Below are 12,916 nucleotides of genomic sequence, written 5' to 3' on the forward strand. Positions count from 1 at the left end.
TTTCTGCGGAATTTGAGGCGAGGGCTTATCTTTCTTGGAGCAAACAGCAATTGATGTCCATTCGGTTGGGAGCAAAACACAAGCCCGGTTTTTAGCCGGGCTTGTGCCGTTAAAAAGACTTCCGAAGTCTCGCTCACTTCGTTCCGTCCCTTCGGGGGGTGCTTTGAGGACTTCGGAAGTCTGCTTTGTTCAGCGCGCCCGCCCCGGCCCGTGCAGGGCTTTGCCGTAGCGCCCCACCAGCACTGCGCACATGCCGCCGCGCTGGGCCACGTTCACCACTTGCTTCTGTGAGGCCCGGCCCAGCACGGCCACGCCGTACTTGGTCGGCGCAAAGCCCATCACCGTGTAAAACGGCTCGACGTGAACCGAACTGTCGGCGGCCACTACCGGAAATTCGTTGACGCTGATCCGGGCCAGCCGCTGGGCCACCCAGTCTTCGTCGCTATGAAGCGCCGACTGAATGGCGGCCTCCCAGTCGCTCTCTTCCATCAGCGGGCCAAGCAGAATGCGGTCGCCGCCGTACGAGCGGTTGGGCTTCATCACTAGAATATCCTGATTCTTGCGCATGAACTCCAACAGATCAATCGGGTCGCCGTCGGGGTCGGTGGTGCGGCGGTCTTTGACGACTCGAGTCCACATCACGTGGCGCTTGAAGTAGCGGCGGTCGTCGGCGGTGAAATACTTTTCGGTGAAGCGCGGGTCGGTGAGAATCTCCCAGGTGGACTTGTGATCGAAGTCGCCGGCCAGCGACGAGACGATGCGGTTTTCGCGAAAGAGAATCTTCATCGGGCGGATGTCGAGGCCCTCTTCTTTTTCCATGTAGAGCAGGTCGCGCATTTCGTAATCGCGATAGCCCACGTCCACCTTCGTGTCTTCGTGCCACACTTCGCCGCCGCGCACGTAGAGTTCCGACGGGTCGGCGTGGACGACGTTGAGGCCGCGCGTCTCGCGGTAATATTCCATCAATGGTTCAAGCTCAATCGGCCCGTCGCCCGAATACTTGGGGTCAATAAAACAAATGGCGCCCTCGGGCCGGCCAATGTATTCAAGATGGTCAAGCATTTCCTGAATAAACATCTCGCGCAGGTCGAGGCCGGGTTCCAGGTGCAGGTCGGGGGCCAGTTCCTGCAAGGTGGGTAAAACAGTGTCGGCCAGCACCTGTTCACAGTTGGGGACAAGATGAATCCCGCCCACCCCCGACAGATTCGGCTCGACAAAATTGAGCGAGTCTTTCCACATCGGGCTGGTGAAGTCCACCATCGCATCCAGCCGCCCAAAGACCGGGTTGTTCTCGCGATGGCTCTGGTGCCAGCAGTCCCATAAGAACTTTTCTTCGTCGGGCTGGAGTGGCACCACTTCGCGGATGGCGAAATCCTGGATATAAAGGTCGGGCAGGCGCTTGAGGGCGTTGACAATGGCCAGCGAGACGACGTGAAAGTAGGCGACCTGGTCGGGCATGACGGCCAGCGGGCGCAAGAGAATGTTGATCACATCCTCTTTGCCGTCGCGCACGTAAATCAATTGGTGGTTGCGGGCTTCCTGCGGGACACGTTGCGCCAGGTCTTTCAATTTTTCGGGCGGCAGGCTGTAAAACAATTGGCGCACGCGGCTGTCGAGGCTGAGGCCTTTGAGGCCACGTTCGTCGGCGAGGGTGAGGGGAGCGGTCATGTCGGCCTCCTGTCCGGCGGTTTGCGGACGATAATTATCTGCTTTGACGGCGTCGTCGGCGGTGCTAGAATAACGAGAGTTTAGCCCCACTTCTCAAGGAAGGCAACCATGTCCGATTTGCAGGAATTGACTTGCACGCATTGCGGCGCGGCGCTCACCGGGGAAGCCGCCATTCCAGGGGAAACCATTGTCTGCCACCACTGCGGCACGCCCTTTCGCGTGCCCGAGGCCAGACAAATCGGCGGCATTACTTTGGAAGAAGGGAGTCGCCTTGTTGTTGACGACGGCAATGTTGTCGGCGGGAACATGATCGTCGGCGGCAAGGTAACGCATTCTGAGACCGGACAACCCGACGAGGCCAACAAGACCGGCGGCGGAATCTATATTGGCCGCGGAGCGCAGATCACGATCATGAAGGGCGATGTTGTAGGCGGAGACATGATCGCGACAACCGGGAATATTTTTTCAGCGGGCAAAGGCTCTGTTGTTGCCATCGGCGGCGAAACCGCCGTGTCTGCCGGGCCTGCCACGCCGCCGGACTTGCCCACGCCAACCGCTCCTCTCATCACCACTCCCGTCCCACCTCCACCCTCAGAAAATCTCTTCCAACGATGGTGGCGACGGCTATTCAAATAGCACTCAACTTTTTTGGAGGTATCACAATGAATTTTCTTGACCTCGATCTAAAAATTGAACTGCGCGGCCCGAACGGCTACCCGGTGGCCGCCGACTCCAGCCTCGGGCAGGCCCGAGGTCTGTGTCCCCTCGACCCGGCCAGCCCGGAACTGGCAAAAGCAATTGAGGCGATTGCCGGCGAAGAGTTGATCGGGCGCGGCCTGGCCGAGTTCGGCCAGCAATTGGGGGACGCGCTGATCAACGGCGAAGTCAGAGAACTATTCAACAGTTTAGTCGGCGCGGCCCAGGCGCAGACCAAAACCGGAACCAAGACCGGCGTGCGCCTGCAACTCCGACTCGTGCCGGACGAGTTGAACGTTTTGCCGTGGGAACTGGCCCGCCTGAGCGCCGACGAAGATCCGCTCTCCATCTCATCTCAGAACGCCATCACCCGCTATCTGGAAATGAAAGTGCCGGAGCGCGACCTGACGACCGCCAAGCCGCTTCGGATGTTGGGCATCATCCCGCAAGGCTCAGGGCTGAACGTGGACAAAGAGAAAGAGGCGCTCGACACCGCCGTGGCCGGGCTGGGCGAGTCTCTGCAACTCACCTGGCTGGAGGGCGCAGTGACGACAGACCGGGTGCGCGACGCGCTGGGCGAGGCCGACTATCACATCATCCACTTCATCGGCCACGGCAACTTCAAGAACGACATCGCCAGCCTGCAAATGAACGACGAGTACGGCGACGAGTATCCGGTTCGGGCCGAAACGTTTTCCGGGTTCTTCCGCAACCGCGAGAGCGTGCGGCTGGTGGTGCTCAACGCCTGCCGGGGCGCGGCCCGCTCGTCGGCCAAGGCGCTGGCCGGTGTTGCGCCGCAGGTGGCCAAGAAGGGCGTGCCTGCCGTATTAGCCATGCAGTGGGACTTCAATGACCGGATGGCGACGCAGTTTGGCAAAGCGTTTTACCGCTCGCTGTGCATCGGCCCCGAAGCCGGTGAAGTGGACACCGCCGTGGCCCGGGGGCGCGGGATTCTGTACGACGAGTATCCCGACTCACGCGGCTTCGCTACGCCGGTGCTGTTCTTCCGCTCGGACACTGGGCGGCTATGGAAGGATGCTGAGGCTGAGGCCGAAGAGAAAAAGCAAGCTGAAGCCAAAGCAACGCCGCAGGTGGTTCACAATGTGACAAATATCAGTGAAGGCGGTGTTACCATCACCGGCAATATCAGCGGCTTCCAGGGCGATATCACAGGAGGGAAGAAAATCACGACTGGTGACAACAGTAACCTTGTGATGGCAGGCGATAATGCCAACGTCAACATTGGCAAGGCCGACCCGCTGGCCGCCACCAACCTGCTCACTGAACTGATCAATTGGAAAGTACAGATGAACCTCAAGACAGGGGCGCTTGGACTGTCTGCTGGAGATAACAAAGATTTGCAGAATCAGATCGCCAAAGTGTATGAAGAAGCGGCCAAAGGCCAGAAAGCCGATCCGGGCCGGTTGGAAAAATTGATCAACATGCTAGGGGTGATAGCCCCTGATATGTTCGATGAGGCCGTCACCAAGCTGGCAGAGAAAATCAGCGGCGCCGGGTTGACGTTGACCAAAGTTGGCGACAAGGCAAAAGTGGAACGCGGATAACAATTTCTGCAAACATGGCAAACACCCAACCGAAGGCCAACCCATCCACCATCATCGAGCAGGGCAAGGGCGGCCCGGCCATCAACAAGTTGTCGGCCAAGGAGATCAGGGCCGCCCAGAAGCATCTGCTTTTTTATATTGGCAAGCGCAAGGGCGGCTGGTTTTGGGCGGTGCTGTGTATCCTCGCCGCCGCGCTCACCTCGCTCGCCGCCCTGGCGTTCATCGCGCCCTTGCTCAAGTCTCTGCGCGATGGCACAGCCAGTGAGCAGGGAACCCAAATGACTTTGCTGATCATGGTCGGCCTCACCGTGCTGGGCGCAATCCTGCTATGGGCGGGCCGCGTCGTCGTCGCCCGGCTGGCCCAGGCTATGGTCGTGGACATCCGCGCGGATTATTATGCCGCTCTCATGCGCCAGAGTTTGGCCTTCTACCGCCAGCGCGAGGTGGGCGAACTGGTGACGGCAGGCATGAATGACAGTGAGGCCATCGGCAACTTTTTCACCAGCGAAGTGCCGTATGCGTTGTTCAGCGCCGCCCGGGTGCTCGTGTCGCTCGGCTTCATGATCTATTTCAGCTATCAACTGGCGGGCGGCTCGGTGCTGGCTGTGCTCGTGGTGCAGGCACTGGTCATTCTCTTCGTTCTGCCCGCCGTCCAAAAGCTGTCGGCCAAATACCAGCAAGAGGCGGCTTCAGTTAATTCTGAGCTTGGCGAGAACCTGACCAACGTCCGCGATATTCAAATCTTCACTCAGGAAGCGCGCACCTCAAATGAGTTTCGCCGACGGTTGAATGAACTGGCCGGATACGTGACGCGCAACATGAACCTGACCACCCTCTCGGTGGCGGCGGCCTACTTCTTGAACGTCCTCGGCCCGGCGGCTGGCATTGGGGTGGGCATTTTGCTGGTGCTGAGAGGCGCGCTTCAGGCTGAAGCCGTGATCAGCTTTAGCACCTACGTCACTCAGTTTGTCGGTCCCATCCTGACCCTCAACGAAACGGTCGTGCGCGCCCAGGCCTTGTTTGTTGCCTCCGACCGGCTGTTCAAAATCATGGACATCGCGCCCGACATTCAAGAGAAACCGGACGCCATCGATCCCGGCCCTCTGCGCGGCCACATCAAATTTGAGAACGTGAGCTTCAGCTACGATCCGAACGATCCGCGAGCCTGGCGAGTGAAGAACATCAACCTGGAAATTTTGCCGGGCGAGAAGGCGGCCTTCGTCGGCGGGTCGGGGTCGGGCAAGAGCACGCTGATCAATCTGGTCACGCGCTTCTACGACGTGACCGGAGGCCGGGTGACGATTGACGGCCACGACGTGCGCGACCTGAAGCTGGAAGCCCTGCGCCGCAACTTCGGCATGGTAGCCCAGAACGCCGGCTTGTTTCACGGCACGATTGCCGACAACATTCGCTTCGCCAAACCCGACGTTGATTTGAACGCGGTCAAGGCCGCGGCCGCTATCGGCTACGTCACCGAGTTCATTGACAAGCTGGAGGACGGCTACGAAACGGCGTTGGGAGAACTCGGCCAGGGGTTGAGTGGCGGCCAAAAGCAGAGAGTGAGCATCGCCCGGGCCGCCCTGTCGAATCCGTCCATCCTGATTCTGGATGAGGCCACTTCGGCGCTCGACAACCAGAGCGAAGCCATCGTGATGAAGTCGCTCGACAAACTGGTCGAGGGGCGAACGTCGCTGGCGATTGCCCACCGCTTGAACACCATCATCAACTCGGACAAGATCGTGGTCATGGGAACCGACGCCGATGGTCACGGCGTGATCAAGGCCGTAGGCCACCACGACGAACTGCTCGAAAAGAGCGATATCTATTTCAGCCTGTACAGTTCGAAAGCGGCCAAGAAGGCGATCCTCATGCCCATCGGCCCGCTGTACAACACCGTGCCCGTTTTGCCCACTGTGCTCGGCCTCGCACGGGCCTACAACGCGCCGGTCTACCTGCTCGACTTTGGCACAGTGACGGCTGAAGAGCTGAAGGACGGGCGTTTCGGAGTGAAGTCCAATCTCCAGGATGATAACACCGCCGAGATCAACCGCGCCCATCTTCAGCGTGTTCAGGGAATCCTGAGTCTGTTCAAGAGCGAGGGCGTGGAGTGCCTAATCGTTTACCCGCCCGCCGTCTCAAATTGGGTGGAGGCTACGCTCAAGACGATTGACAAGACTCAAGCCACCCATTACGTGGCGATGGAAAACGTCATGGTTCCGCTCGACGAACTGCGCGAGAGCATCCGCAAGATCGAACGAAAGACGGCGGTCGAATACATCCTCGTCGATCCGACCGTGGCCGTGCAACAGGAGGGGTATCGCCCACTGACTGACATTCGCGGCGTTGACCCCAGCGTGCTCGAAACGGTTCGCAAGCCGCTCAAAATTCCCGAAGAGGTGCTCAAGGCGGCGCAGGCCGCCAAAGTCTCGCCTCAAACCAAATCGCAGGTGCTCGTGCCCAAACTCAAACAGTTCACGGCGCTCAATGCCCTGCTCATGTTTGCCTGGCCGGCCGCCTGGCTGGCCCTGTTGTTCTTCGCCGGCTTTCCGGCGTTGCGCAGCCTGGGCTGGCCCGCGCCCGCCGCCCTCATCTTCATCACCGTGCTGGGCGGCGCGGCAGAACTGGTGGCCGGGTTGGTGCTGGCAAAACGTGAAGGCTTCGATGCCATCACCCGGCTGGGGCTGGAATGGACATGGCCGCAGAACTCGCGCGAGTGGGCAGTCTTCGCCGGGGCAATCGTCGCCGTGCTCGTCCTGCCGATTCTATTGTTGCCCGTTGATCAAATCCTGTTCCCGATTCCGTCGTGGGTTCCCGCCGTCTCAGCATTCCCGGCCTGGGCCGTCATCATTCTGGCGCAGTTCGCCGGCCTGCTCTTCGTCGTCTTCGCCGAAGAAGTCTACTATCGCGGCTACCTCCAGCCGAAGATGAAGGCCGCCTTCGGCAATAACGACTGGCTGATGAATGCCGGCCTGTTTATCCTCAAACAAGCCTCTCAGCCCTGGTTCGCCTTTCGCCCGGCCAACATCATCGCCGCCTTTCTCTTCGCTCACTACGGCAAAAAGCGGCAGGTATGGCTGGCAATCGTGTTACATTATTTGAGTTATTTAGTCTTGCTGGTAATATTAAGCGGGGCGAGTGGGTGACGGGAAGTTTCGCCGGCAGAACCAAGCTAAATTGAATATAAAGGTTGATCCACGAAGTCACATGAAGGAACACCAAGAATCCTTCGTGAAACTTCGTGCGCTCCGCGTCGTGGATTGTTTTTGATTGCGGCTGGAAGCCGCGCTATGGATGACCAAACGAATGTCACTCAAGGCGGCATCACAATAGGCGAAGGGGCCTCCATCACCCTCGGCGCGGGCGACGTGGTGGCTCGCGACAAGATCGTCAATAACATCCAGCACATCCAGCAACGCGCCCTCACCGCCGCGGAACAAGCCAAACACGCCGAGGCCTTCGAGAGGCAAAAGCTGGCTCAGGGCGTGAGCGCCCACGTCGGGCGGGTGCAGGCCATCGCCAGCGACGAGAGCGATTCGGATCAGCCCTATCAAGGTCTGCGCGAATATCGTTTGAGCCACACCGAAAATTTTTTTGGCCGCGAACGCGCCATCGGCGAACTGTGGCAAGCCCTCGCCGATGGCCCGCTTACCGTTCTGTATGGCGAGCCGGGCGTCGGCAAAACGTCGTTCCTGCTGTCCGGTTTCGCCTCGCGCTTGATCGCCGCCGGACATTTCTCGCTCTACTTGCGGGCCGAGACGACCGACCCGGCGCTCCAACTCAAACGCGGCTTTATTTCTGATCTCGACGAGATGCCCCAGCTAGCCGCCGCGCCTCTGCGCGAATTCCTCCGGCAAGTGACCGAGGTGATCGGGGCCGATACCACTCTGTGCATCTTCATTGACGCCTTCGATGCGTTCTGGGCCGCCGGCAATGAGGCCAGCGGCGCTAAATTTACAGACCAACTGGCCGATTGCCTCGAAGACAGCAGTCTGAATGTCCGTTGGGTGCTGGTCGTGCGCAGTGAGCGTTTCGAGAGTCTTTCCGGCCTGCGCCCGCGCATTCGCAACCCGTTCGCCAACACCTATGAATTGCGGCGGCCCTCACGCTCTGAAGCGCAAGCCATCATCACCGCGCCGCTGGCCCGGCTGGGCCTCAAGATTGAAGAAGGGTTGACCGAGACTCTGCTCGATCAATTGAGCAAAACCGGATTGGCCCTGCCGCAGATTCAGATCGTGTGCGAGGCTCTGTTCAAAGAATTGACTCCGGACGAAAAGATCATCACCCGCGCCCACTACGACAAATTGGGCGGCGTGGACGGATTGTTGCGCCGCCACTTTGTGACCACCCTGACTCAACAACTGCCCCAATCCCAACGCCGGGATGCCCGCCGCCTGGTGGATCAACTGGGTTCAACGGGCCTCCGTCGCGATCAACTTGAGACGCCCGATGAAGTGCTGGCCCAACTGGTGAACACCCACCTGGTGCGTGTGCGAATGACTGAGGCCGGGCCACTTTACGAATCCACTCTCTCGCCGTTGGCGGTTGAACCTGAGTCCGATAGACCCTTAGGGTCTTTAGAGACCCTAAGGGTCTTGGGCAAGGTCGCCCCCCGAGTCCAGCCCCAACAAACAGATGCGGCGGCCCCGTCCGTCGAGGTCACGCTGACGCAGACAGTCGAGTACCACGAGTCATCAGTCCCGGTTGTCGAAGGCGAAATCAGACTCGGCGCGGGGGCATCCATCACCGTCGGCGCGGGCGATGTGGTAGGCCGCGACAAGATCATCAACAACATTCAAAACATTTACCAGCGCGCCCTCACCGCCGCCGAGGAGGCCGAGCTGGGCCGGTCGTTTGAATTGCAAAAACTGGCGCAGGGCGTCGGCGCCTTTGTGGGTCGTCTGCAAACCATCGCCAGCGATGAGAGCGACACGCGCGATGCCAATCCCTATAAAGGCTTGCTCGAATATCGTTTGAGCGATTCTGAAATTTTCTTTGGCCGCAGTCAAGCCATCCGCGAATTGCTGATTTGTGTGCGGCGCGGTGCGCTGACGGTTCTGCAATCGGAGTCCGGCTCCGGCAAGACCTCGCTTCTGCAAGCCGGACTCTCGCCGCATCTGATCGCAGGCGGGCATTTGCCGCTGTATTTGCGGCCCTACAACGCCGACCCGGCCTTGGTGATCAAACGCGCCTTCATCGCCGACCCCAGCCTCGCGCCGACTCTGGCGAAAGCGCCCCTGCGCAATTTTCTATTCAAGGTGTGCGAGGTGCTCGGCCCGGAGACGACGCTGTATATTTTGCTCGATCAATTTGAGGAAGTGTTCACCCAACAAGACGAGGCGGAGCGCGCAGAGTTTGTGCGCGAGCTGGCCGAGTGTTTGAATGACGAGGCTCTCAACGTGCGCTGGGTGCTGGCATTGCGAACTGAGCACTTCGGCAATCTTGCCAACTTCCGCCCCACCATTCGCAACCCTTACGAGAATGACTATCGCCTCAACCGCCTGACGCGGGCCGAGGCGCAGGAAGTCATCGTCACCCCTGCCGCGCGGCGCGAGGTGCAGTTTGAGTCTGGATTGGTGGAGGCCATTCTGGATGATCTGGGCAAGACCGAGATCGCGCCGCCGCAGATGCAGTTGGTGTGCGCCTCGCTGTTCAACGATTTGAAGGGCGGGAGCTTGATCACTTACACCGCGTATGAAGGCGAGGGCCGCGCCGCCGGAATCCTGCGCGGCCATTTGGAGCGGGTGCTGTCGCGCGATCTGCCACAGGGATCGCGCACCGCCGCCCGCCGCTTGCTCGAGTCGCTGATCTCGTCCGAGCAACAGCGCGTCATCCGCCAACATCAGGACTTGGTGAAGGAGATGGGGACGGGCGGGGTGACGGCGGCCACGTTGGACACGATCCTGTCGCAACTGGTGGACAGTCATTTGATCCGCGCCGCCGAAACCGAGAACGGCCTGGTGTACGAATTGGCGCACGATTATTTGTTGGGCGAGATCAAACTGGATCCGGCCGTGCAGGCCCGCAAGGCGGCGCAGGAAATGCTGGAGCAGGAATTGCGCGCCTATCGCCGCTACAAAACTCTGCTCACTGCTGAACGGTTGGCGGTGATCGAGCCATATCGCGCCGAACTGCAATTGACGCCGGAGGCCGAAGAACTGCTACGCCTGAGCAAAGCCGAGGTGGACCGGGAAGCGGCCGAGCGCGAGGCCGCCCGCCAGCGTGAACTAGAAGAAGCACACAAGTTAGCCGAGAGCGAACGCAAGCGGGCAGAGGAACAAGAACAAGCCAACCGCCGCATGCAAGTGCGCAACCGCATCATCACGATAGTGGGCATGCTGGCCTTGGTGGCGGCTGTGCTGGCCGGCATCTTGGGCGTAGTCTCCAATCAGAATGCGGCTGAAGCGCAACGTCAGGCCCGATTATCCAAAGCCCGTGAACTAGCTGCCGCCGCCCTCAGCAATTTAAGTAGTGATCCGGAGCGCAGTATTTTGCTGGCTATGCAAGCCGTGGATGTGACCTATGCTCAGGATGGCACGACGCTGCCGGAAGTTCTGGAGGCGTTGCACCAGTCGCTGGCGATCTCGCGCATCGAGCGCGTGCTGGCCAGCGACCAGTACTACACCAGTGTGGCGTTTAGCCCGGTAGATGATAAGCTGGCGGCGGAGGACGCCTCCGGGACCGTCACGATCTGGGATTCGGCCTCCGGCCAGACGTTGTCGACCCTGTCGGCCGGGGCGCCTAGCGCCGACGGGCTCACCCGAGTGGTCTTCAGCTCGGATGGAACAAAGCTGGCCGCCACGGGCAGCGATCACACCGCCAGAGTCTGGGAAGCGGCCACGGGCCGCGAACTGCTCACGCTCTCCGACCACACGGATGACGTGGTTGGCCTGGCCTTCAGTCGCGACGGGCAGCGGATTGCCACGGCAAGTTGGGACGGGACCCTCAAGGTCTGGGAGGCAGCGACCGGCCGTGAGCTGCTCACCATCGAGCATTCGGCAGCGCTCAATGCCGTAGCCTTCAGCCCGGATGACAGCCAGTTGGCCGCGGGAGATGAAAATGGTACGTTCATCATCTGGAACGCGGCCAACGGGCAGCAGATCGTGAGCGGCGCGCATGTGGCGCCGCCGAATGGCCGGGCCACCATCGTGGACCTCGCCTATAGCCCGGACGGGACGCGCCTGGCGACCGCGAGCCAGGATCTAACCGCGAAGGTCTGGGATGTGGTGAGCGGCCGCGAGTTGTTCACGCTGGCCGGCCATACCGATTGGCTTACCAACGTGCTGTTCAGCCCGGACGGGACGCATCTGGCTACGGCGAGCGTTGATGGAACCGCGATCGTGTGGGATGCCAAAACCGGTCAGGCGGCGTTCACATTGTCGGGGCCAACTGATGAGATCATCGGGCTGTCTTTTAGCCAAGATGGGCAGCATCTGGCGACCGGCGGCTATGCCATTCGCCTGTGGACTGTGGGCACCACGCACGAGTTGCTCACGCTGTCGGGCCAGTTGGGGCAAGTCCGCCGCATCGCTTTCAGCCCCGACGGGGCGCGGCTGGCCTCGGCCGGGGCCGATGGCATGGCCCGCGTCTGGGACGCCAACACCGGCCAGGTGCTGTCCACGCTGGTCGGCCACGGCGGCGCTGTCTTAGACGTGGCCTTCAGCCCGGATGGGAAACGCCTGTTCACCGGCGGCCTGGATGGCACCGCCCGCATGTGGGACTTGGCGAGCGGCCAGATGCTGTTCGAGCTGGCTGGCCACGCGGGCGGCATTCGGGGAGTCGCGTTCAGCCCGGACGGCACGAAAGTTGTGACGGCCAGCAGCGACCAGACGGCCAAAGTGTGGGATGCGGAGACAGGTCGTGAAATGCTCACTTTGACGGGTCACGAGTTTGGCCTGAACGGCGTGGCCTTCAGCCCGGATGGGTCGAAGATCGCGACAACCAACGACGACACAACGGTGAAGGTGTGGGACGCGGCGACGGGGAAAGAGCTTTGGACGCTGGAAAGCCCCCCTGTAGAAGGCTTCAACAACTGGACCATCGGCGTGGCCTTCTTGAGCCAGGACGGGTCGAAGCTCGTCGCCACCAGTGCGAACAAGACTGCCATCGAGTGGGACTTGAACAACGGGACGCCGCTGTTCAATTTGTCCGGCCATGCGGCGGCTCTTGCGGGCGTAGCCGTCAGCCCGGATGGCGCCCTCATCGCCACGGCCAGTCGGGACCGGACGGTGAAGGTGTGGGAGGCTTCGACTGGCCGCGAATTGTTCACTCTCCACGGCCACACGGATGGTGTCCGGGGAGTCGCTTTCAGCCTGGACGGCACGCGGCTTGCGAGCAGCAGCGATGACGGGACGATCCGCATCTACGTCCTGCCCCTGGAAGAGTTGATGTCACTGGCCCGCTCGCGCCTGACGCGCACCTGGACGGTGGACGAGTGCCAGAAGTATCTGCAACTGGATATTTGCCCGCCCACGCCATGAAATGTGTCTATAGACAAGGCCGGCTCCATTGACGTTGTCTTGATTGCCTCGAATAGGAAAATGACGATGGATACTTCACAGAGCAATATCACTCAAGGCGGCGTCACCCTCGGCGAGGGCGCCTCCATCACCCTCGGCGCGGGCGACGTGGTGGGTCGAGATAAGATCGTCAACAACATCCAGAACATCCAGCAACGCGCCCTCACCGCCGCCGAAGAAGCCTCCGGCGAACGGGCCCTGGAAACCCAAGTGCTGGCTCGGGGCGTGAGCGCCTTCGCCACCCGCCTGCAAGCCATCGCCAGCCAAAAAAGCAACACCGAGGACGGCAGTCCCTACAAAGGATTAATCGCCTATCAACTAAGTGCCTATCCGAATAATCGGAAAGACCCTAAGAACCTATCCTAAAGACCCCTTTGCTGATACAGTTGCCAAATGCCCAAGACTGTGAAAACACCAATCAAACAACAGAAACCGACTCGCCCAACGAGGCCGACCAATCCCACGACAGGC

The 12,916-nt window shown here is 60.6% G+C and carries 6 protein-coding genes; 5 read left to right on the plus strand and 1 reads right to left on the minus strand.

All coding sequences use genetic code 11. The features are described from left to right. Positions 1–189 precede the first annotated feature (189 nt). Complete coding sequence (locus HYZ49_16065; protein ID MBI3243801.1) at positions 190–1,668, minus strand: hypothetical protein; 1,479 nt, start codon at positions 1,666–1,668, stop codon at positions 190–192. A gap of 108 nt (positions 1,669–1,776) precedes the next feature. Here HYZ49_16065 and HYZ49_16070 point away from each other — a divergent pair, with 108 nt between their 5' ends. The 5 genes from HYZ49_16070 to HYZ49_16090 all read left to right on the plus strand — a co-directional run bounded on the left by HYZ49_16070 (position 1,777) and on the right by HYZ49_16090 (position 12,811). Further along, the gene (locus HYZ49_16070; GenBank protein MBI3243802.1) at positions 1,777–2,304 is read left to right on the plus strand and encodes a hypothetical protein; all 528 of its coding nucleotides are present in this window, start codon (positions 1,777–1,779) and stop codon (positions 2,302–2,304) included. A gap of 26 nt (positions 2,305–2,330) precedes the next feature. Continuing rightward, positions 2,331–3,929 carry a CHAT domain-containing protein gene (locus HYZ49_16075; GenBank protein MBI3243803.1) on the plus strand — a complete coding sequence of 533 codons (1,599 nt, stop codon included), beginning with the start codon at positions 2,331–2,333 and terminating at the stop codon, positions 3,927–3,929. Between the two features lie 14 nt (positions 3,930–3,943). Beyond that, positions 3,944–7,072, plus strand: a complete 3,129-nt coding sequence (locus tag HYZ49_16080) for an ATP-binding cassette domain-containing protein (protein ID MBI3243804.1) — start codon at positions 3,944–3,946, stop codon at positions 7,070–7,072. Between the two features lie 144 nt (positions 7,073–7,216). After that, positions 7,217–12,406, plus strand: a complete 5,190-nt coding sequence (locus tag HYZ49_16085; GenBank protein MBI3243805.1) for a PQQ-binding-like beta-propeller repeat protein — start codon at positions 7,217–7,219, stop codon at positions 12,404–12,406. Between the two features lie 66 nt (positions 12,407–12,472). Further along, entirely contained in the window at positions 12,473–12,811 is a 339-nt protein-coding gene (locus HYZ49_16090; GenBank protein MBI3243806.1) for a hypothetical protein, read from the plus strand. Positions 12,812–12,916: the final 105 nt, after the last annotated feature.

This window comes from Chloroflexota bacterium (assembly GCA_016197225.1).
Lineage (GTDB): Bacteria > Chloroflexota > Anaerolineae > Anaerolineales > VGOW01 > VGOW01.

What these genes read in the sequence shown, in the direction of transcription:
- HYZ49_16085 (MBI3243805.1), top strand. Translation starts at nt 7,217, where the DNA reads ATGGATGACCAAACGAATGTCACTCAAGGCGGCATCACAATAGGCGAA.
- HYZ49_16075 (MBI3243803.1), top strand. Translation starts at nt 2,331, where the DNA reads ATGAATTTTCTTGACCTCGATCTAAAAATTGAACTGCGCGGCCCGAAC.
- HYZ49_16065 (MBI3243801.1), bottom strand. Translation starts at nt 1,668, where the DNA reads ATGACCGCTCCCCTCACCCTCGCCGACGAACGTGGCCTCAAAGGCCTC.
- HYZ49_16080 (MBI3243804.1), top strand. Translation starts at nt 3,944, where the DNA reads ATGGCAAACACCCAACCGAAGGCCAACCCATCCACCATCATCGAGCAG.
- HYZ49_16070 (MBI3243802.1), top strand. Translation starts at nt 1,777, where the DNA reads ATGTCCGATTTGCAGGAATTGACTTGCACGCATTGCGGCGCGGCGCTC.
- HYZ49_16090 (MBI3243806.1), top strand. Translation starts at nt 12,473, where the DNA reads ATGGATACTTCACAGAGCAATATCACTCAAGGCGGCGTCACCCTCGGC.